The sequence below is a fragment of the Rhizobium sp. BK661 genome, assembly GCF_024808825.1.
In the GTDB taxonomy this organism is placed as follows: domain Bacteria; phylum Pseudomonadota; class Alphaproteobacteria; order Rhizobiales; family Rhizobiaceae; genus Rhizobium.
Genome location: NZ_JANTYT010000001.1, coordinates 993,241 through 1,014,002, shown reverse-complemented (window position 1 = coordinate 1,014,002; position 20,762 = coordinate 993,241). Strand labels below are relative to the sequence as shown.

Sequence of the window (20,762 nt, the reverse complement as noted above, 5' to 3'; positions counted from 1 at the left end):
CGGCCGCGCGAGCCAAAATGAAGAGCGCCCGGGGTGTTGATCCCCGGGCGCCAGGCCTTCTTCCGTAACTGGAGGTACAAAACACCGGAAGAAGGAAGTCTCGATCAGGTCGAGGCGCGCGTCATTCCGCCTTTGCCAGATCACTGCGGATCACGGACCGCAATTCGTCGATCGGGCGCAGGGACTGCCCGTCGTCGAAATGCCAGAATGTCCATCCGTTGCATGCATCAAGGCCCTGGACCTTTGCCCCAAGGCGATGAATGGAACCGGCCTCGCCACCGGAAGCCACCGTGCCGTCGGCGCGAACGATCGCGCTGTAGCGGCGGCGGGCATCGGTAAGCACCTGGCCGGGCTTGATCAGACCGCTTTCGACCAGCACGTTGAAAGCCACGCGGACTTCCTGCTTCTTGCCGGTCATGACGGTGAGTTCAGCCTTGCCGAGCGGCTCGACCGCTTCGATGCGAGCGGAGGCCGCATCGATGTAGTCCTGCTCGCGCTCGATGCCGACGAAGTGGCGGCCGAGGCGCTTGGCGACGGCACCCGTCGTGCCGGAGCCGAAGAATGGATCGAGGATGATGTCGCCTGGCTTCGAGGACGCCATGATGACACGGGCAAGCAACGCTTCCGGCTTCTGCGTCGGATGCACCTTCTTGCCGTCGTCGCCCTTCAGGCGTTCGCCGCCGCTGCAGATCGGGAACAGCCAGTCGGACCGCATCTGCACGTCGTCGTTTGCCGCCTTCATGGCATCGTAGTTGAAGGTATAGCCCTTGGCCTTGGCGTTCGGGCTCGCCCAGATCATCGTCTCATGCGCGTTCTGGAAGCGGCGGCCCTTGAAGTTCGGCATCGGGTTGGTCTTGCGCCAGACGATGTCGTTGAGGATCCAGAAATTGAGATCCTGCAGCGTCGCACCAACGCGGAAGATGTTGTGATAGGAGCCGATGACCCAGATCGTGCCGGTCGGCTTCAGAACGCGGCGGCAGGCGAGCAGCCAGGCGCGGGTGAAGGCATCGTAGGCTTCGAAGGAGGCGAACTGATCCCACTCGTCATCGACGGCGTCGACCAGCGACTGGTCGGGGCGATGCAGCGTACCGCCCAACTGCAGATTGTATGGCGGATCGGCGAAAATAACGTCTACGGAGTGGTTCGGCAGGGCTTCAAGGGCAGCAACGCAATCGCCCTTGATGATCGTGTCGATCCAGGAGCCCGGCTTTGCGGAGGCCTTGAGATCGGCAAGCGGAAATACTGACGCCATCTGGAAACTCGCTCATACACAATTACGCTTTTTACTGTCTGTTATGGTTACTCAGTTTGGTTACCAAAGCCTGAAGGGATGAGCGATTTCGGGAAAATAAGTCGCGACAGGCGTCGGCGCCGAAGGAGCGGGGCAGCGGCCGCACGCCCTTCCGGCTGTGTTATTACGCCGCCGCGTCATGCACCTTGCGGCTATCGGCCGGAGCTTCGGCGCGCTCGTTCATGCCGTAGTCGCGAACGATGTGGCCGATGCGCAGCCGATAGTCCGCGAAGACGCCGTTGCGGCCGGCGTGCTGGGCAGCTCGGTGTGCCTCCACGTTTCGCCAAGCCTTGACCGCCTCCTCGTCGCGCCAGAAGGACAGCGACAGCAGCTTGCCGCGATTGGTGAGGCTTTCAAAGCGTTCGATTGAAATGAAGCCGTCGATCTTTTCGAGTTCACCGCGAAGTTCGCCGGCGAGATCGAGATAGGTGTGGCGTTCGCCCATGAAGGGCAGGACTTCGAAGATAACAGCGATCATGGCATCACCAGCTTTGAATGAGGAAGGGAAGCGTTCTTGAGGAAGATACGATCTTCTTTGAGGATGAAACGTTCGCGTTTGGCGAATTCGTAGTTTTGCCTGCCGAGCGGATCGGCGGCAAGGCGGGCGCGATAAGCTTCGTAGGCGGCGAGGTTTTCAATGTTGTAGACGCCGTAAGCCGTCGTCGCCGAGCCCTCATGCGGCGCGAAATAGCCGATCAGGTCCGCACCGTTGCGCGGAATTGCCTGCCCCCAGTTGCGAGCGTATTCGGCGAAGGCGTCCCTCTTGAACGGATCGATTTCATAGCGGATGAAGCAGGTAATCATCGTCGTCTCCTTGTTGTCTGGAAGCGGTTTTCGCACATTGTCTGACGACAATGCTTCGGTTAGGATCGAAGTATGAAGGAAGGACCCGACATAGCCCAGATCGGCGCGCTGATCGGCGATCCAGCGCGCGCCAACATGCTGACGGCGTTGATGGGCGGCAAGGCGCTAACGGCAACGGAGCTTGCCGCCGCCGGCGGCATTACCGTGCAGACAGCGAGCACGCACCTTGCCAAGCTGGAAGCCGGCAATCTGCTCGCCCAGCGCAAGCAGGGCCGCCATCGCTACTTCACGCTGGCGGATGACAGTGTCGGCAAGTTCCTGGAGAGCATCATGGGATTTGCGGCCGGGCGCGGTCATTTGCGCCACAAGCCGGGACCGAAGGAACCGGCCTTGCGCAAGGCGCGCATCTGCTACGATCATCTCGCCGGCGACTACGGCGTACGCATGCTGGACAGCTTGATTGCTCGTGGCGCGATCGATGCATTCGGTGATGGCCTTGCCGTGACGGAAAGCGGCGAAACCGCGCTCAAGAGTATCGGCATCGACGTCCACGCCCTGAGATCGTTGCGTCGTCCACTCTGCCGCTCCTGCCTGGATTGGAGCGAGCGACGGGCCCACCTCGCCGGCAGTCTCGGAAAGGCGCTACTTTCGAATTTCCTCGACAAAGGCTGGGCGCGTCGCACTGCCGAAAGCCGCTCCGTCATCTTCTCACCAGAAGGCGAACGGCAATTTCTTGCCTTGTTTCCTGCCGCCAAATAGCCGCGAAAGCGATCGTAAGATCGAAGCCGCCCGTGGCACGCAATCCAGCCATGCCCTGCTGTCGGTTGAGCTTCGCCGAGGCATCGTGTAAAGGGGCATCATCCCAAATAAGGCGCAAGTATATGGACGGCTTCGACCTCATCATCTTCGACTGCGACGGCGTTCTGGTCGACTCGGAAATTATTGCTGCGGATGTCGAATCCAAGCTTCTGACCGAAGCGGGCTACCCGATCAGCATCGAGGAAATGGGCGAGCGCTTCGCCGGCATGACCTGGCAGAATATCCTGCTGCAGGTCGAGCGCGAGGCCAGCATTCCGATTTCCGCATCGCTGCTCGACAAGTCCGAAAAGCTGCTCGATCTGCGTCTGTCCCAGGATGTGCAGGCAATTGCCGGCGTCGAAGCCGCTCTCTCGCGACTGAAGCTGAAGCGCTGCATCTGCTCGAACTCCAGCAGTGCGCGGCTCGACATGATGCTCGGCAAAGTGGGCCTGAAGCCGCTCTTTGCGCCGCATATCTTCTCAGCCAAGGATCTCGGTGCCGATCGCGTGAAGCCGAAGCCGGATATCTTCCTGCATGGCGCAAAGCAGATGGGCGTTTCCACAGACCGCGTCGTGGTCGTCGAGGACTCCGTCCATGGCGTTCACGCAGCGCGGGCTGCCGGCATGCGCGTCATCGGGTTTACCGGCGCCTCCCATACCTATCCGGCACATGCCGACAGGCTGACCGATGCCGGTGCTGAAACCGTCATTTCCCGGATGAGCGATTTGCCCGGCATCGTTGCCGCGCTCGCCGAATGGGAAGGCGCCCTGTAGAACGCGCGTTCTTGGCGCGACAGAGCGAACCCATTCGGATACCGGAGTGGTAATCGCCGTCTGATGGGGCTGCTCGTATGAACGTTTCCGTGGAATTGTGCTCTCCGCCCGAACTCGACGACCGGATCACCGTTGTCAGGGCCGGAGACGAAGTTGATGGCATCTTCGTCCGCACCAGGAGATTCAACGTCCTGGTCGACACTCTCGGAACGCCCGAGCTGTGCCGGACGGCGCTGGACCTGCTTGGCGAGGACGTGCATGCACGTCCGCTGCTGGTCGTGAACTCGCACATGGACTGGGATCACTTTTGGGGAAACGCCGCGATTGCAGGAAAGGCGCCGATCATTGCCCATGCCGCAACGCTTGAGCGCTTGCGTGATCCGTCCTCACTTCAAGTCCTGAAAGATAAGGTGCGCGAAGATCAGCGATTTCGAAACGTTGAACTCGTAGCGCCAGACATCACCTTCTCAGGCTCTATGACCCTTCACGGTGGCGATCTCACGCTCGAATTGTTTCACACGCCAGGTCATACGCCCGACCATGTCTCGGTGTGGATTCCTGAAATCCGCGTATGCCTGGCCGTCGACGCGGTCGAGTATCCGATCCCCGAGGCGTGGAGCAGGAGCGCGCATGATCTCCGGCTCCTCTCCTCATCCCTCGAACGAATACGCGACCTTAACGCGAGGTTTGTGATTCCTGCGCACGGCAGAACGCTCTCTCCCGCGACGGTGGACGACAACTTGCAATATTTCAAAGAGTTGGCCCGCCGTGTCGAGAACTTGAGCGAGAGCGACCTGTTGAGTCCCGGGCTCAACAAGGCGGTTGGGTTCCGACTTCAGGATTTCGTCGCCATTCCGGCCGACATGGCGACGGAGGTGGTGGCCTTCTACGAAGGGTTCCACGACACCAATCTCGCCGCGACAATTCAGGCGCGCTTGGACGGCTGAACGACGACACGGCGTTCGTCGTGCGACTCCGCTGGTTCCCTTCGGTATGAATACTCGTCTGAAATTACTAGATTTTCAGGTTGATCGCGCGAGCCAGCATCTCGAACCGGGCCGGGAGCTGACCAGGTCCCTCGCCGTCGCTGTCGATCGGCACCGCCTCCTTGCCTATCGGCCATGCCTCGACGAGCGTGGCGCGATGGATGCTGACGAGCGGACTCTTGAGGTGGCCGCCGCTATAGATGCTGTTCATCAACGACAGCACTTTCAAGCGGCCGGCGCCTCGAATGATGACCACGTCGAACAGGCCATCGCTGATATCCGCATCGGGGGCCACCTTCATACCGCCGCCGAACCAAGCGCCGTTTGCGACGGCAACCGCCGTGATCGGGCCCTCGTAGATGTCCTCTCCATCGAGTCTGAGGCGAATTGTGCGCGGCTCGTAGCGCAGGATCTGAAGCAGGCTATGGAAGAAGAAAACCATCGGCCCCGGCAGGCGCCTGCCCTTGCGTGCCTCGTTGACGGCGCGCACGATATGGCCGGAAACGCCAAAGCTTGCGATGTTGGCGAAGTGACGGGTGACGGTGTCACCGTCCTCGTCGTCGCAAGTGAGCAGGCCGGCATCGATCTGCCGCACGGACGGAGAGTTCAGGCCGTTGGCGATCGTGGTGGGATCGCGCGACATCGGAAAGTTGCGGGCAAAATCACAGCCGGTGCCGGTTGGGATGAAAGAAAACGCTGTACCCGGCCGATGCGATTTGAGGATGCCGCCAGCCACCTCGCCGATCGTTCCGTCGCCGCCGACGGCGATCACCAGATCGGCCCCATCATTCGCCAGTTCGCGCCCGAACCGCTCGGCATCGCCGAAGCCTTTGGTTTCGCGCAGGCTGAGATCGGCAAATCTCGCCTCGATGGCGCGCCGCAGCGCCGACCAGAACAATTTCTTTCCGCGCCGGCCCGACGCCGGATTCAATACGATGCCGATTTTCAAGCGATATCTTCTCCCCGCCTCACCAGCCTGGCGAAGCGGAAACAGGGGCGTTCTTCAGGCCTTCTTCTTTTTCGTCGACACGGGTCCTTGATCGAAACCGATATTGACGCGAACCAGTGCGCCGGAGCCGACCGGCAGCTTGATGCCGTCCTTGCGGAACAGGGCCTGTGTAGCGTTCTGTCCGACATCAACCGGGAAATTCGTCACTTCCGAATAGAGCGCTTCCTGGCCGTCGTAGACTGTGATGCGAACCGGGAGCGTGACCTTGCCGGACGACCCGTTCGGCCCGGCAATGACGCGAAGCTGCGCCACGACGGTCATCGTCAGGTTCGTATCGTTGAGAGTGCATTGGCGCGTGTAGTTGCCGATCGACGCCTGGTAGGCCAGCTTCTCCGCATCGCCGGTCTTCGCTCCGCCGGCATAAGTCCGGAAGATCGCGTCGCTGTCCTTCATGAACATCTGCGGGCAGGCGCCTTGAACGACGGGCGCCGTTGCGCCAGCGGCCGTCTTGGCGGAGCCGATCGATGCGTCGCTGGAGGACGGGTTGGATGGCGCCAACGGCATGATCTGGCCATTGCCGTTCGGCTGGGTCGGTGCCGTTGCGCTGTCTGAGCCACCACCGACGCCGAGCGAATTACAACCGGCAAGCATTGCCGCAAGGGAAGCCGAAACGATAAGACGCGAGACCTTGCCAAGCACGATTATTCCACCCTCTCCACAAAGTTTTTTGGCAGGCCCAATCACTTGATGGCAGGCCTTTCGTGACAGTTTGCGATGGTCTATATCAGCGGCGCAAACAAAAATCGATTGGGTAAGAACCGTTTTGATGCACATTTCGGGATCGCAGGCGAGCATAGCCGACAGCGCAAGCGAGATGCAGCGCGGGGTTTACTTTCCCTCAGCCTTTCTCCGACCGGCACATCAAGGATGACGACAGTGGATTATATTTCGACCCGCGGCGAAGCCCCTTCCCTCGGTTTCTGCGATGCATTGCTGACGGGCCTGGCGCGCGATGGTGGCCTCTATGTGCCGCGCAAGTGGCCGCATTTCTCGAAAAAGGAAATCCGCGCGCTTCGAGGAAAAAGCTATCAGGATATTGCCTTCACCATTCTGTCGCCCTTCACCAACGGCGAGATTGCCGACGAGACTTTCCGGTCCATGATCGATGAGGCGTACGGCACTTTCCGCCACCCTGCGATCGCCCCGCTCGTGCAGACAGGGCCGAACAGCTTCGTCATTGAGCTCTTCCATGGTACGACGCTGGCGTTCAAGGATGTCGCGATGCAACTGCTCGCCCGGTTGATGGACTATGCGCTCGAAAAGCGCGGCGAGCGCGCGACCATCGTCGGCGCTACCTCCGGCGATACCGGCGGCGCGGCGATCGACGCCTTTGCCGGGCGCGAACGCACCGACATCTTCATTCTTTTCCCGCATGGCAAGGTGTCGCCGGTGCAGCAGCGCCAGATGACGACCTCCACTGCCTCCAACGTTCACGCGCTTGCCGTCGAAGGCAATTTCGATGACTGCCAGAACCTCGTCAAGGCGATGTTCAACGACGGACCGTTCCGCGATCGCGTCAGGCTCTCCGGCGTCAACTCGATCAACTGGGCCCGCATCATGGCCCAGATCGTCTACTATTTCACGACGGCAATCGCGCTTGGCGGACCGGACCGTAAGATTTCGTTTACCGTGCCGACGGGCAATTTCGGGGATATTTTTGCCGGTTACTGCGCAAAGCGGATGGGCCTGCCGATCGGCAAACTGGTGGTCGCGACCAACGAGAACGATATCCTCGACCGCACGCTGAAGAGCGGGCGTTACGAGATGAAAGCGGTAAAGGCAACGACCTCACCTTCGATGGACATCCAGATCTCCTCGAACTTCGAACGACTGCTGTTCGAAGCCTATGATCGCGACGCATCCAAAGTTCGCGCGGCAATGAACAGTCTCAACCAATCCAATGGCTTCGAGATTGCGAAGGAGGCCCTGGCCTTCATCAAGAAGGACTTCCGCACTGGCCGCGCCAGCGAGAAACAGGTCGCCCAGACGATCAAGAAAACCCACGCCGAAACCGGCTATCTTCTCGATCCGCACTCGGCGATCGGCGTCTTCGTTGCGGGCAAGCACGAAAAGCCGAACACGCCGATGGTGACGCTTGCCACCGCACACCCGGCGAAATTCCCCGCCGCCGTAAAATCCGCCTCCGGTATTGACCCCGCGCTTCCGACGTGGCTTGCTGATCTGATGCACAAGGAGGAGCGCTTTCAGATTGTGAAGCCTGAGCTCAAAGCCATCGAGACCTTCATCGGCGAGCACGCTCGGGCCTAAGTAACGCAGGCGCAGAAAGATAGCCAATGACAGTTGAGTGCACCCGGCTCAAATCCGGGCTGACAGTAGTCACACAGACCATGCCGCATCTGGAAAGCGTTGCGCTGGGAGTTTGGATCAAATCAGGATCGCGCAACGAGACGACAGACGAGCACGGCATCGCCCACCTGCTCGAACATATGGCCTTCAAAGGCACGGCGCGCCGCAGCGCGCGCGAAATCGCCGAGGAGATCGAGGATGTCGGCGGCGAGGTCAACGCCGCGACATCCACGGAAACGACCTCCTACTATGCCCGCGTCCTCAAGGATCACGTTCCGCTCGCCGTCGATATTCTTGCCGATATCCTGACAGAGTCCGCGTTCGAGGAAGAAGAACTCGAGCGCGAGAAGCAGGTCATCCTGCAGGAAATCAACGCTGCGAACGATACGCCGGACGACGTCGTTTTCGACAAGTTTTCCGAAACCGCCTACCGCGATCAGACACTCGGCCGGGCAATCCTCGGCACACCGCAAACTGTGGTGTCGTTCACGCCGCCGCAGATCCGCGGCTATCTCAGCCGCAATTACACCACCGACCGGATGTTTATCGTTGCAACGGGCGCCGTGCAGCACGACGAGTTCGTTCGCATGGTCGAGGAGCGCTTCGCGAGCCTTCCGACTTCTCCATCGGCGACGCCGGTCATGGAAGCCGCGAAGTACATCGGCGGCAATATCCGTGAAACGCGCGACCTGATGGACGCGCAGATCCTGCTTGGTTTCGAGGGCAAGGCCTATCACGCCCGCGACTTCTACTGTTCGCAGATCCTCGCCAATATTCTCGGCGGCGGGATGTCCTCCCGTCTGTTCCAGGAAGTGCGTGAAATCCGTGGTCTCTGCTATTCGATCTATGCCTTTCACTGGGGCTTTTCCGACACCGGCATCTTCGGTATCCACGCCGCCACCGGTGGCGAGAACCTGCCGGAGCTGGTGCCCGTCATTATCGACGAACTGCACAAGTCTGCAGCGACGATCGAGCAAAAGGAAATCGAACGCGCCCGCGCCCAGATCCGCGCCCAGCTGCTGATGGGCCAGGAAAGCCCGGCGGCCCGCGCCGGCCAGATCGCAAGACAGATGATGCTCTACGGCCGCCCGATCTCCAATCAGGAGATGATGGAACGGCTCGAGGGGATCACCGTCGAGCGCCTGACGGATCTTGCAGGGCGCCTGTTCTTCGACACCGTTCCGACGCTATCGGCGATCGGTCCTCTGGAACACTTGGCTCCTATGGAAGATATCGCCGCCTCTCTCTCCTCGCCCGCCGCACCGCACAGCCAACAAGCGCTCGTTTGATTTCACATCCATCCTGCCGGGAGTGATCGATGCCAAAATCGGTTTTTCGGTTCCTGTCGCGACAGCCGGATTCAGTGGAACTCGAAAACGAGAACTATGTGCTGCGCCTGCCGCGATACCAGGATTTCAACCAGTGGCACAAGCTGCGGGCGGCCAGCCGGCAATTCCTGGAACCCTGGGAGCCGACATGGCGGCGGGATGAATTGACCGAGGGCGCCTACCGCGCCCGCGTCATCCGCGGCAAACAGGAATATGCGTCCGGCCAGGCGATCCCGCTATTCCTGTTCCACAAGGATAGGATGACGCTGCTTGGCGGCATTACGATCGGCTATATCAGGCGCGGGGCGGCACAAAGCTGCATGATCGGATATTGGATGGGTGAGGCTTACGCCGGCCAAGGCCATATGTTCGCCGCACTTCAATTGGTTATACCCTACATCTTCACGGTGCTTGAGTTGCACCGTATCGAAGCAGCCTGTATTCCAGACAATGCTCGGAGCATCCGCCTGCTTGAAAAAGCCGGGTTTCAGCGGGAAGGCTATCTGCGCGGATACTTGAAAATCAACGGTCAGTGGCACGACCATGTGATGTTCTCATTGCTCGCCACCGACACGGATAAAGGCAGGATAACCGACAGCCGATGACCAACAACCGCATGCTGCTCCCATCACCGGCCGGACGATTGATCGCGGTGATCGCAGCTCTCTTGCTGTCGGCCTTCATGCTAGCGGCAGGCAATGTCCAGGCAGCCGAGCCGGTGAAGATCTCCCGCGACGATACCGCGCTCGATCTGACTGCCACGACGGAAATCTACGCCAATCAGGGCGAAGCCTTCCAGGTCTCAACCGCTGCCGGTGCCGATGGCATCCGCCGCCGTATTGAGGTACGTGCCAGCTCGGAAAACCACCAGGGCGACTGGGCCGTCTTCGCGCTTGCCAACGTCTCCGACGAGCAGCTTGAGCGCGTGATCGTGGCCCCGCACTTCCGCCTGGTAAACTCCAAGCTGTTCTGGCCTGACCTCGGCTCGCAGCGCATCATCGCGATCACGCCGAGCGAAGGTTTCGCGCTCGACCGGCAACCGAGTGACGAAGCGGATGTCTTCCGCATTACACTCAACCCCGGCGCCGTCATTACCTTTGTTGCTGAGCTGACGACGCCGGAGCTGCCGCAGATCTATCTCTGGGAACCGGACGCCTACAAGGACACGATCAACGCGTTCACGCTCTATCGCGGCATCGTGCTCGGCATTGCCGGCCTGCTGGCCGTGTTCCTGACCATCCTGTTCGTAGTCAAGGGCACCTCGATGCTGCCCGCGACCGCAGCACTCGCCTGGGCCGTGCTCGGCTATATCTGCGTCGACTTCGGCTTTCTCGGCAAGCTGATCAGCATCGCGTCGACCGACCAGCGAATATGGCGCGCCTGTGCGGAAGTCGCGCTCGCCTCCAGTTTCGTCATCTTCCTGTTCACTTACCTCAACCTCAACCGCTGGCACACGCATCTCGGCTACCTGACGCTCGCCTGGGTGCTGGGCCTGGCGCTGCTCTTCGGCGTCGCGATTTACGATCCGGCAATCGCTGCTGGCATCGCGCGTCTGTCGTTTGCGCTGACCGCGACGATGGGCCTCTTCCTGATCATCTATCTCGGCCTCAACCGCTACGATCGCGCCATTCTGCTGGTGCCCGCCTGGGCCCTGATCCTCGTGTGGATCTTCGGGGCATGGCTGACGATCACCGGTCAGCTCGACAACGACATCATCCAGCCGGCGCTCGGCGGCGGCCTCGTTCTCATCGTCCTGCTGATCGGCTTTACCGTCATGCAGCACGCCTTTGCCGGCGGTGCATTTCAGCAGGGCCTGTTCTCCGATCTGGAGCGGCAATCGCTGGCTCTAACCGGCTCGGGCGACATGGTGTGGGATTGGGACGTGGCGCGCGATCGTGTCGTCACCATTCCTGACGTGTCGGCCAAGCTCGGCCTCCCGCTCGGCACGATGCACGGCGCGGCCCGCAACTGGCTGCCACGGCTTCACCCCGACGATCGCGATCGCTTCCGGGCGACGCTCGACGTGCTGCTTGAGCATCGCCGCGGGCGGCTCAATCATGAATTCCGCATCCGCGCGGAAGACGGCCATTTCCATTGGCTTCTCATCCGCGCCCGCCCGGTCCTCGGTTCGAACGGCGAAATCATCCGCTGCGTCGGCACGATCGTCGACGTCACCGAACAAAAGAATTCCGTCGAGCGGCTGCTGCACGATGCGCTGCACGACAACCTGACCGGCTTGCCGAACCGGCAGCTTTTCCTCGATCGCCTGCAGGCGGTGCTTGCACTGGCGCCCGGTGGCGAGACGCTGCGCCCGACGGTCATGGTGATCGATATCGACCGCTACAAGCTGGTGAACGATACGCTCGGGATCGCCGCCGGCGACAATATCCTGATCGCGCTGACGCGACGCCTGCGCCGTCTGCTCAAGCCGCAGGACACGCTCGCACGCCTTTCCGGCGACCAGTTCGGTTTGATCCTGACGTCAGAGCGCGACCCGACGAAGGTGGCCGACTTCGCTGATGCGATCAGCAAGGCGATCATGGTGCCGATCAACTTCGCCAATCGCGAAATCATCCTGACGGCGTCGATCGGGCTTGCCTCGTTCGTCGACCAGCAGGAAAGCGCCGCCGGCATGCTCAGCGATGCGGAGCTTGCGATGTACCGAGCCAAACGCGCCGGCGGCAATCGCGTCGAGCCGTTCCAGCCAGCCTTCCGCGATTTCGGCGCCGACAGGCTGCAGCTCGAATCCGACCTGCGCCGTGCCATCGAGCGCAAGGAACTGTCGATGGTCTACCAGCCGATCGCCGGACTGGAGGACGTGGAGATTGCCGGCTTTGAGGCGCTGATGCGGTGGGAGCATCCGAAGCGCGGCACCATCCCTCCTTCGGAATTCATTCCGATCGCCGAGACATCCGACCTTATCGAGATGCTCGGTCTCTTTGCCCTTGAGCAGGCGACCAACGACCTGATGGGTTGGGAGAACCAGACCGGCGAGCTGCCGATCTTCGTCTCGATCAACCTCTCCAGCGCACAGCTGCTGAACAACGAGCTTTATGACGATGTCCGTTCGGTGCTGGCGAAAACCCATTGCGACCCGTCGCGCCTGAAGCTGGAGCTCACGGAATCCATGGTCATGGAGAATCCGGAGCAAGCGCGCCTCGTGCTTGAGAAGCTGCGGGAGATGGGGCTTGGCCTCGCGCTGGATGATTTCGGAACCGGCTATTCGTCCCTCGCCTATCTGACGCGCTTCCCGTTCGACACGATCAAGCTTGACAAGGTGATGGTGCGCGATGGCAGTGACAAGAAGGCAACCGTGCTTCGCTCGGTGATATCAATGGCGCGTGAACTTGATATGAAGGTGGTCGCCGAAGGGATCGAGTCGAACGAAGATGCGATTGAGCTCGCAAAGATGGGCTGCACTTTCGGGCAGAGCTACCTGTTCGGGCCGCCGATGGCAGCGGAGTCAGTCCTGCGGCTGCTGAAGGAACGGTTCCCGTTGACGAAGCGCGCTTAACCGACCGCTCAATGTTGCGGCGCAGCGGCGCCCGCTATCAGCTGGTGCATATATTCAAGCTTGGCGACCACCGGCGCTGACAGCACGAACGGGTAGGAATCGCGCTGCCCCATGCTGCGCTGTATCGAGTTGATCGCAACGCTGAGCGGCACCCATTCGTCGACAAGCTGATCGGCACTGGCTGCCCTGTAGGGGTCGAAATCCACCTCCGCCGCCATCTCTTCGTGACCGCGGGGATCAATTGCGATGCCGAAGGCGCGCGCGGTCTCCAAGGTGTCGACGATGTGGAGATAGTGAGCAAAGCATTCGGCGAAGTCTTCCCAGGGATGGGCGCTGGCATAGGCGCTGACGAAGCTTTCCTGCCAGCCGGGCGGAGCGCCATTTGCGTAGTGTTGTGCAAGGGCCTCGCTGTAGTCCTCGCGCTCATCGCCGAACACCGCCCGGAATCCATCGAAGTTGTTCCTGTCTCGCACGAGGCGATTCCACATGAAATGACCCGTCTCATGGCGAAAGTGGCCGAGCAGCGTCCGGTAAGGCTCATCCATCGAGGTACGCGCCTGTTCACGGGTCAGGTCGTCAGCCTCTGCCGCCCGAATTGCAATCAAGCCCTCCTCGTGTCCCGTCATCGCCGGAACAACGCTGCCGTCATCCGTGATGGTGTCTTCGAGGAAGTCGAACACAAGGCCGCCGACGGGGTCCTGCGTGCGGTCCGGATGCGGCAGCCGCCAGCGCAAGAGCGAGTAGAACAGATGTCGTTGTGCCTGGCTGATCCGACGCCACCGGTCCACGCCATCCTGCGTCGCTGAATTGGGCACCAGCCGGTTATGCCGGCAGGCGACACAATAGTCACCCGCGTCGCCATCCTCTACAAGCCAGTTACAGATGTCGAGGCCGGCATTGGCGCAGAAACGCACCAGGTCCGGCTGAGCCACGTATTGCCAGAGATCGCTGTCCTGCTGCTGAACAGCGTGCATGCGCAGGCCATTCGGCTGGAAGCCAAGGCGGTGACCGCACCGAACGCACTGGCGATTGTCGAAATGAACAACCTGGTCGCAGTTGTCACATACAAACAGCCTCAACGGGTGCCTCCCTCGAGATCAGGGGTCGAAAAACCGAAGTGCAAAGTGGACGGCGGATAGTTTCCGGCCGTGGTTTCCATCAAACTTCCCCTGACTGGGCTTTATGGCCCGCGCCAGCAGAGAACGCGCTTCTTTACGGATCGTTCCGCCAACTAGGCGTGCCCGGCCTCGGCCGAAAGCATGGCGGCATTAATGCCCATCGAAGCCAGCGCCCGCTCGTACTTGTCGTCGAGGCTGCGGTCGAAGATCAATTCCTCGTTGGCCGCACATGTGAGCCAACCATTGTTGCCGACTTCGGCTTCCAGTTGACCCGCTCCCCAACCGGCGTAACCGAGCAGCATGGTCGCCCGCTTCGGTCCCTTGCCCTTGGAAATCGCGCGGATGATGTCGAGCGTCGCCGTCATGCAGATATCGTCGCTGACGGGAATGCTGGAATCGCAGAGATAGTCGTCGGAGTGCAGGACGAAGCCGCGTCCGCTTTCCACCGGCCCGCCCGTCTGGATCGGGCAATCGCGGGCGTGTGCGGGGAGAACGATGGCATCCTCATCCTTGATCATTTCCAGGTGCAGGAGAACATCGGTAAAGGTCAGGTTCTGCGGACGGTTGATGACGAACCCCATCGCGCCGGCATCGGAATGCGCGCAGATATAGATTACCGTGCGGGCGAAGTTGCGATCCTCCATGCCCGGCATGGCAATGAGAAACTGGCCATCGAAGAAGCCACGTTCTCTTTTGTTTTTGAGGGTCGCCAACGACATCGTTCCTCCTCTGCCAGACCGCACGAGGCCCGACATCACGAGCATGAGCCAATGTCACAGATCAATCAACTGAAAATGAAAACTTAAATGATGGCGAGTTCTAGCCGAGCATGGCGAATTTCAATAGATCATTGATGCATGCAAACTATTTCACGCGCCACTTGCCAATTCTGTTCCGCTTTCGGTCTGCTCGTCGTGATGCTGCAACTTTCTCAGCCCGCCCGGGCGGAGATGAGCGCCTGGGCCGACAATGAGGGTGGGCGGATGCGGCTGATCGCGCTTCCCCCCGATGCACACGGAAGCATTCGCGCCGGACTGCAGATCGAACCGAAGCCCGGCTGGATCACGTATTGGCGAGAACCCGGCAATAGCGGCATCCCGCCTCAAGTCGGTTTTTCTTCTGAAGGCATTTCGCTCGACAAGATGAGCTTTCCGACTCCCAAGCATATCGTCGACGACAAGGTCGATGAGGTCGCCTACGACACCTCGGTCACCTTCCCGTTGCAGCTGACGGCGAAAGACCCGGCACTCCATGAACTCAAGGCAACCGCCTTCATCGGCATCTGCAAGGAAATATGCATCCCGTTTCAGGCGGAGCTGTCGCTAACCTTCGAACCATCGGCCCGTTCACGCCCCGAAGAGGAAAAAATCCTTCGGGATGCCGAGGCCGCCTTGCCGGAAGCCGCCTCCTCCGAATTCAACGTGAGCGACCATAGGCTGTCGCCCGACATGAAGGAGCTTTCCCTCACCGTGACACTGCCGGAGAGCGGCGAGACCGCCCCTGAGGTGATCGTCGCAGGCCCGAGCGGGCACGTCTTTACCAAGCAGACGGCAACTCACCGCGACGGCCAAAGCTTCACGACGACGCTTTCCGTGGGCAAGCTTCCCAAGGCATACGACATTCACGGAAAGACATGGAGCGCGCTTGTCATCGACGGTTCGCGTGCCATCGAGACACCGCTTGCCTTTGAGTAGTCGAGTTCTATAGTCGCGCGCAAATCGCGGTATTTGCGCCGCCATACATGACAAGGAGAGATGGCCATGACCATCGCAATCGGCGATAAGCTTCCAGCAGCCACCTTCAAGGAAAAGACGTCTGACGGTCCGGTCGAAATTTCGACAGAGCAGCTCTTCAAGGGCAAGCGCGTCGTTCTCTTTGCAGTCCCCGGCGCCTTCACGCCTACCTGCTCGCTGAACCACCTGCCGGGCTATCTAGAGAACCGCGACTCGATCCTTGCTAAGGGCGTCGATGACATCGCCGTCATCGCCGTCAACGATTGGCACGTGATGGGCGCCTGGGCACAATCCTCCGGCGGCATGGGCAAGATTCACTTCCTTGCGGACTGGGATGCCGGCTTCACCAAAGCGCTCGGCCTCGACGCCGACCTTTCGGCCGGCGGTCTCGGCGTCCGCTCGAAGCGTTATTCGATGCTCGTCGAAGACGGCGTCGTGAGATCGCTGAACGTCGAAGAGAATCCGGGGCAGGCCACCGTTTCCGGCGCTGCGACCATGCTGGAGCAACTGTAAGGCTCCCCCAACACCGACCTTCTAAGAGCGGCCCATGCGGCCGCTTTTTTGTTTCCTTATAAAACCTCGCGACGTGCCATTTTTTTGCCTCATTTGTTATAACATAACGGTAATGTTATTACATTTGGTGCGGTATGCATTTCTCGAAGTTTCAAGATTCTCTGGGCCTGATGGCGCTCTCCGGCGGCCGGCGCGTCTTTTATGTCGCCTTAATTGGAATCCCACTCTGGGCAGCAATCCGCTGGGCGACGTTGCTGCCATGAGCGACGTTGCGATCGAGCTTGACGATCTGACGGTCGCCTATGAGCGGCATCCCGCGGTCCATCATCTTTCAGGAACCATTGCGGCCGGCAGCCTGACGGCGATCACCGGTCCAAACGGCGCCGGAAAATCCAGCCTGCTGAAAGCGGTCATCGGCGAACTCCGCCCCTCCTCCGGCACGATAAGGCACCGACTGAAGCGGACGGATTTCGGCTACCTGCCACAGGCAGCCGATATCAACCGCCGCTTTCCGATCTCCGTGCTCGACACGGTTCTTCTCGGATCCTGGCGGCAGGCTGGAGCCTTCGCACAGATCGCATCGCCTGAGCGGCAGAGAGCGCGCGACGCGCTGGCCGTGGTGGGGATGGAAGGCTTTGATCGGCGCGGTATCGGCTCCCTCTCAGCCGGTCAATTTCAACGCGTGCTCTTTGCCCGGCTGCTACTGCAGGACGCGAGCGTCATACTCCTCGACGAGCCGTTCACGGCCATCGATGGCCGCACGACGCGGGAACTTCTGGATATCGTCGCCGGCTGGCATAGCGAAGGGCGAACGGTGCTTGCTGTCCTCCATGATTTCGAGCAGGTCCGCGCCCACTTTCCGCAAACACTTCTGCTTGCGCGCGAAGTCATTGGCTGGGGGGCAACCGCTGATGTCATGACCACGGCAAACCTGACGACGGCGCGGGTGATGGCCGAACGCTGGGACGAGAGCGCCGGCGTTTGCGAGCCTGCCAGATGACCGCCTACGATTTTCTTCTTGCGCCGTTTGCCGACTACGGCTTCATGCGCCGCGCCCTTGTCGCCTGCCTGTGCCTCGGTCTTGGTTCCGGGCCGATCGGCGTCTTCCTGATGCTGCGGCGGATGAGCCTCGTCGGCGATGCGATGAGCCACGCCGTCCTGCCCGGCGCCGCCATCGGATACCTGATCGCCGGTTCGCTGTCGTTGACGGCGATGGGCCTCGGGGGGCTGATTGCCGGGCTGTCGGTGGCGCTCCTCTCCGGCATCGTCAGCCGCGCGACCTCGCTGCAGGAGGATGCGAGCTTCGCCAGCTTCTATCTCTCCTCGTTGGCGCTCGGCGTGCTCATCGTTTCGTTGCGCGGTTCCAATATCGACCTGTTGCACGTTCTCTTCGGCACCATCCTCGCGATCGATGCTCGGGCCCTTTATGAGATCGGCGCGATCAGCACAGCAACGCTGGCGACGCTCGCGATCATCTACCGGCCGCTCGTGGCGGAATGTTTCGATCCCGGCTTCCTCAGGGCCATCGGCGGGCGCGGACCGATCTATCACTTCATCTTTTTGCTGTTGGTGGTGCTCAATCTGGTCGCCAGTTTCCAGGCCTTGGGCACGTTGATGGCGGTCGGTCTGATGATGCTGCCGGCGGCCATTGCACAGCTATGGTCTCGCAGCCTCCCATCGATGATGGCGATCGCGGCCACGAGCGCCACTGCCTCCGGATATCTCGGGCTCGTCGCCTCCTACCATCTCGAGCTCGCCTCCGGACCGACGATCATCATGACGGCGGCGCTGCTCTACGGCTTCTCGATCTTTCTCGCCCCGTCGGGTCTCGCCCGGCGGTATTTCCCTCGCCCGCATCTTAAGGGCTGACAACCGGAGCCTTCCGATGATTTCCCGCAGACTGCTTTTCTCAGTGATGATCCCGGCGCTGGTGGCGCTTTCGACGAGCTCGGCCTCTGCCGCGACCCTCAAGGTGGTGGCCTCCTTCACCGTGCTTGCCGACGTCGTCCGCCAGGTCGGCGGTGATCGCGTAACGGTCACGAGCCTTGTCGGCCCGAACGGCGATCCCCATGAGTTCGAACCGTCGCCAAGCGACGCAAGGAACCTCAATGCGGCGCAGGTCGCCTTCGTCAGCGGTGAAGGGCTCGAGGGTTGGATGGACCGCCTCATTAGCGCCTCAGGCTACAAGGGCAAGCCGGTCGTCGTCTCGGAAGGGATAACGTTCCGGACCATGGACGAGGACGGGCAGACGGTCACCGATCCGCATGTCTGGAACAGCCCCGTCAACGTCAAGATCTGGGTCGCCAACATCGAAGAGGCGCTTGCGAAGGTCGCGCCGGCCGATGCTGCGGCGTTCAAGACCAATGCCGAGAGGTACATCAAGACGCTTGACGGGCTCGATGCTTACGCGCTCTCGGAGCTTGCCAAAATCCCCGAGGACCATCGCAAGGTGCTGACGAGCCACGACGCATTCGGCTACTTCGGTCGTGAGTATGGCGTGAAGTTCCTAGCCCCGATCGGCGTCTCGACAGAGAGCGAAGCTTCCGCCGCGGAGGTCGCCAAGCTGATCGAACAGATCAAGGCCGAGCACGTGAAGACCTATTTCTTCGAGAACTCCAACGATCCTCGCCTCGTCAGGCAGATCGCAGAGGCGACAGGGGCAGAACCCGGCGGCGAGCTCTATGTCGAGGCTCTTTCCGACACCAAGGGGCCGGCCTCGAGCTACGAGAAGATGTTCCGCTACAACGTCGACCAGCTCGTGGCGGCGATGGGGAAAGCGAGCTGACGACAACGGCTGGGCCGCGCAACGGCGCGGCTCGGCCTCAATAATTGAGATCGAAGACGATCAGGCCACCCAAGCCGCCATCCGTTGAGGAGACAATACGCTCGCCGACGCCAACGTGCTCGGGATGCACAAGGTATCCATCGCGTGCTTCCGCGCTTTCGAAGGTGACAGCAAAGCCATCGACGTAGCCCGCATGAAGCCCCTCCGGCGAGACATTCGGGCCGTACTTGATGTCGATGATGCCGGGAATCACCTGCTTCAATGCGACGATCGCGTCAAACAAGGACTGCTTTTCTTCCCCTGTCATGGCTGCCTTCAGCCGCATCAGCACGCAGTGCAGGATCATGTGTTGACCTCCCGGATTCCATTTTCAGGCGAGCATAAGGAGAAACGTCGCAGGGGCAAGTGACAAGGACGTGCCGTTCTGTAGACATCCCCATCTGAATGGCTTCGGTAAGGGCCGGTATGCGAGACGCGACCAATTCGACGCCGTAAACCGTCGTAAACGGAACGGCGCGTCCTACATTCTCGTCTAATCTGTCGGTATCCTGCGCGTGGGGAGAGGAGCCCTGCACGAGGCAGCATTTTCAACGGAGGAGATGGAAATGAGCAAGAACCGAGGCGTCGTCTACATGCGGCCCGGCAAGGTCGAAATCCACGATATCGACGATCCGAAGCTTGAAGCACCCGATGGCCGCAAGATCGAGCACGGCGTCATCCTGAAAGTGATCTCCACCAATATCTGCGGATCGGACCAGCATATGGTTCGCGGCCGCACCACCGCCATGCCCGGCCTCGTTCTCGGCCACGAAATCACCGGCGAGGTGATCGAGAAGGGCGTTGACGTCGAGATGCTGCAGATTGGCGACCTCGTCTCCGTGCCGTTCAACGTCGCCTGCGGCCGCTGCCGCTGCTGCAAGTCGCAGGACACAGGCGTCTGCCTGACGGTCAACCCGTCGCGCGCCGGCGGCGCCTACGGCTATGTCGACATGGGCGGCTGGATCGGTGGGCAGGCCCGCTACGTGACCATTCCCTATGCCGATTTCAACCTCCTGAAATTCCCGGACCGCGATCGCGCCATGGAAAAGATCCGCGATCTGACCATGCTTTCCGACATCCTGCCGACAGGCTTCCACGGTGCGGTGCGCGCCGGCGTCGGTGTCGGGTCGACGGTCTATGTCGCCGGTGCCGGTCCGGTCGGGCTTGCCGCGGCTGCATCCGCCCGCATCCTCGGCGCTGCGGTCGTGATGATCGGCGACTTCAACAAGGATCGCCTTGCCCATGCCGCCAAGGTCGGCTTCGAGCCGATCGACCTGTCGAAGAGCGACCGGCTCGGCGAGATGATCGCTCAGGTGACCGGCAGCAACGAAGTGGACAGCGCCATCGACGCCGTCGGCTTCGAGGCACGCGGCCATTCAGGCGGCGAGCAGCCGGCGATCGTTCTGAACCAGATGATGGAAATCACCCGCGCGGCGGGCTCGATCGGCATTCCGGGCCTCTACGTGACCGAGGACCCAGGAGCCGTCGACAATGCTGCCAAGCATGGCAACCTGGCGCTGCGCTTCGGCCTGGGCTGGGCGAAGGCGCAGTCGTTCCATACGGGCCAGACACCAGTTCTGAAGTACAACCGCCAGCTCATGCAGGCGATCCTCCATGACCGCCTGCCGATCGCCGATATCGTCAACGCCAAGGTCATTCCGCTCGAAGAGGCGGTACAAGGCTACGAGAGCTTCGACCATGGCGCGGCGACGAAGTTTGTCCTCGACCCGCATGGCGAAGTCGCCAAGGCGGCTTAGGTAAAGG

20 protein-coding genes and 1 pseudogene are annotated in these 20,762 nt (G+C 61.0%); 13 read left to right on the top strand and 8 right to left on the bottom strand.

Going from position 1 to position 20,762, the window contains the following annotated elements; genetic code table 11:
- Window positions 1-121: 121 nt before the first annotated feature.
- From FHX16_RS04935 to FHX16_RS04925, 3 genes are all read right to left on the bottom strand, one after another.
- Window positions 122-1,252, bottom strand: a complete 1,131-nt coding sequence (locus tag FHX16_RS04935; protein ID WP_183859860.1) for a site-specific DNA-methyltransferase — start codon at window positions 1,250-1,252, stop codon at window positions 122-124.
- 163 nt (window positions 1,253-1,415) lie between these two features.
- Window positions 1,416-1,769, bottom strand: a complete 354-nt coding sequence (locus tag FHX16_RS04930; protein ID WP_112656607.1) for an antibiotic biosynthesis monooxygenase — start codon at window positions 1,767-1,769, stop codon at window positions 1,416-1,418.
- Window positions 1,766-2,095 carry an NIPSNAP family protein gene (locus tag FHX16_RS04925; RefSeq protein ID WP_183752211.1) on the bottom strand — a complete coding sequence of 110 codons (330 nt, stop codon included), beginning with the start codon at window positions 2,093-2,095 and terminating at the stop codon, window positions 1,766-1,768. The genes FHX16_RS04930 and FHX16_RS04925 overlap by 4 nt, the downstream gene beginning before the upstream one ends.
- A gap of 72 nt (window positions 2,096-2,167) precedes the next feature.
- Here FHX16_RS04925 and FHX16_RS04920 point away from each other — a divergent pair, with 72 nt between their 5' ends.
- The 3 genes from FHX16_RS04920 to FHX16_RS04910 all read left to right on the top strand — a co-directional run bounded on the left by FHX16_RS04920 (window position 2,168) and on the right by FHX16_RS04910 (window position 4,613).
- On the top strand, window positions 2,168-2,854 hold the full coding sequence (locus FHX16_RS04920) for a helix-turn-helix transcriptional regulator (protein ID WP_183859862.1): 687 nt from the start codon (window positions 2,168-2,170) through the stop codon (window positions 2,852-2,854).
- A 122-nt stretch (window positions 2,855-2,976) separates the two neighbouring features.
- Window positions 2,977-3,666: an HAD family hydrolase gene (locus tag FHX16_RS04915; RefSeq protein ID WP_183752215.1), complete on the top strand. Its 690-nt coding sequence runs from the start codon at window positions 2,977-2,979 to the stop codon at window positions 3,664-3,666.
- 77 nt (window positions 3,667-3,743) lie between these two features.
- Window positions 3,744-4,613 (top strand): MBL fold metallo-hydrolase, encoded by an 870-nt coding sequence (locus FHX16_RS04910; protein ID WP_183859864.1) that lies wholly within the window; start codon window positions 3,744-3,746, stop codon window positions 4,611-4,613.
- Window positions 4,614-4,680: 67 nt separating this feature from the next.
- Here FHX16_RS04910 and FHX16_RS04905 read toward each other — a convergent pair whose 3' ends face one another.
- The gene (locus FHX16_RS04905) at window positions 4,681-5,601 is read right to left on the bottom strand and encodes a diacylglycerol kinase family protein (protein WP_183859866.1); all 921 of its coding nucleotides are present in this window, start codon (window positions 5,599-5,601) and stop codon (window positions 4,681-4,683) included.
- 54 nt (window positions 5,602-5,655) lie between these two features.
- Window positions 5,656-6,303, bottom strand: a complete 648-nt coding sequence (locus tag FHX16_RS04900; protein WP_183860737.1) for a hypothetical protein — start codon at window positions 6,301-6,303, stop codon at window positions 5,656-5,658.
- A gap of 225 nt (window positions 6,304-6,528) precedes the next feature.
- On the opposite strand from FHX16_RS04900, the pseudogene thrC reads away from it, so the two are divergent.
- The 4 genes and pseudogenes from thrC (at window position 6,529) to FHX16_RS04880 (ending at window position 12,810) form a co-directional block, all read left to right on the top strand.
- Window positions 6,529-7,952 (top strand): annotated as a pseudogene (gene thrC, locus FHX16_RS04895) (threonine synthase).
- 3 nt (window positions 7,953-7,955) lie between these two features.
- Entirely contained in the window at window positions 7,956-9,257 is a 1,302-nt protein-coding gene (locus tag FHX16_RS04890; protein ID WP_183752222.1) for a pitrilysin family protein, read from the top strand.
- A gap of 29 nt (window positions 9,258-9,286) precedes the next feature.
- Window positions 9,287-9,901 carry a GNAT family N-acetyltransferase gene (locus FHX16_RS04885; RefSeq protein ID WP_114711839.1) on the top strand — a complete coding sequence of 205 codons (615 nt, stop codon included), beginning with the start codon at window positions 9,287-9,289 and terminating at the stop codon, window positions 9,899-9,901.
- On the top strand, window positions 9,898-12,810 hold the full coding sequence (locus FHX16_RS04880) for a sensor domain-containing phosphodiesterase (protein WP_259126688.1): 2,913 nt from the start codon (window positions 9,898-9,900) through the stop codon (window positions 12,808-12,810). The genes FHX16_RS04885 and FHX16_RS04880 overlap by 4 nt, the downstream gene beginning before the upstream one ends.
- 8 nt (window positions 12,811-12,818) lie before the next feature.
- Here FHX16_RS04880 and FHX16_RS04875 read toward each other — a convergent pair whose 3' ends face one another.
- Together FHX16_RS04875 and FHX16_RS04870 are read right to left on the bottom strand one after the other, a co-directional pair.
- The gene (locus FHX16_RS04875; RefSeq protein WP_183859872.1) at window positions 12,819-13,889 is read right to left on the bottom strand and encodes a putative zinc-binding metallopeptidase; all 1,071 of its coding nucleotides are present in this window, start codon (window positions 13,887-13,889) and stop codon (window positions 12,819-12,821) included.
- Window positions 13,890-14,041: 152 nt separating this feature from the next.
- The gene (locus tag FHX16_RS04870) at window positions 14,042-14,647 is read right to left on the bottom strand and encodes a YqgE/AlgH family protein (protein WP_183752228.1); all 606 of its coding nucleotides are present in this window, start codon (window positions 14,645-14,647) and stop codon (window positions 14,042-14,044) included.
- A gap of 138 nt (window positions 14,648-14,785) precedes the next feature.
- Between FHX16_RS04870 and FHX16_RS04865 the strand changes: the two genes are divergently transcribed.
- The 5 genes from FHX16_RS04865 (at window position 14,786) to FHX16_RS04845 (ending at window position 18,959) form a co-directional block, all read left to right on the top strand.
- A complete protein-coding gene (locus FHX16_RS04865; RefSeq protein ID WP_246712548.1) occupies window positions 14,786-15,622 on the top strand; it encodes a protein-disulfide reductase DsbD domain-containing protein in 837 nt (278 codons plus the stop codon).
- Between the two features lie 66 nt (window positions 15,623-15,688).
- Entirely contained in the window at window positions 15,689-16,174 is a 486-nt protein-coding gene (locus FHX16_RS04860; protein WP_183859874.1) for a peroxiredoxin, read from the top strand.
- A gap of 259 nt (window positions 16,175-16,433) precedes the next feature.
- Window positions 16,434-17,174 carry a metal ABC transporter ATP-binding protein gene (locus tag FHX16_RS04855; protein WP_183859876.1) on the top strand — a complete coding sequence of 247 codons (741 nt, stop codon included), beginning with the start codon at window positions 16,434-16,436 and terminating at the stop codon, window positions 17,172-17,174.
- On the top strand, window positions 17,171-18,043 hold the full coding sequence (locus FHX16_RS04850) for a metal ABC transporter permease (protein WP_183859878.1): 873 nt from the start codon (window positions 17,171-17,173) through the stop codon (window positions 18,041-18,043). Before FHX16_RS04855 ends, FHX16_RS04850 begins: the two co-directional genes overlap by 4 nt.
- Before the next feature lie 16 nt (window positions 18,044-18,059).
- Window positions 18,060-18,959 (top strand): metal ABC transporter solute-binding protein, Zn/Mn family, encoded by a 900-nt coding sequence (locus FHX16_RS04845; RefSeq protein ID WP_183859880.1) that lies wholly within the window; start codon window positions 18,060-18,062, stop codon window positions 18,957-18,959.
- 37 nt (window positions 18,960-18,996) lie between these two features.
- Here FHX16_RS04845 and FHX16_RS04840 read toward each other — a convergent pair whose 3' ends face one another.
- Window positions 18,997-19,305 carry a Dabb family protein gene (locus tag FHX16_RS04840; protein ID WP_183752238.1) on the bottom strand — a complete coding sequence of 103 codons (309 nt, stop codon included), beginning with the start codon at window positions 19,303-19,305 and terminating at the stop codon, window positions 18,997-18,999.
- Window positions 19,306-19,564: 259 nt separating this feature from the next.
- Between FHX16_RS04840 and fdhA the strand changes: the two genes are divergently transcribed.
- Window positions 19,565-20,755: a formaldehyde dehydrogenase, glutathione-independent gene (gene fdhA, locus FHX16_RS04835; protein ID WP_183859882.1), complete on the top strand. Its 1,191-nt coding sequence runs from the start codon at window positions 19,565-19,567 to the stop codon at window positions 20,753-20,755.
- The last annotated feature ends 7 nt before the right edge of the window (window positions 20,756-20,762 follow it).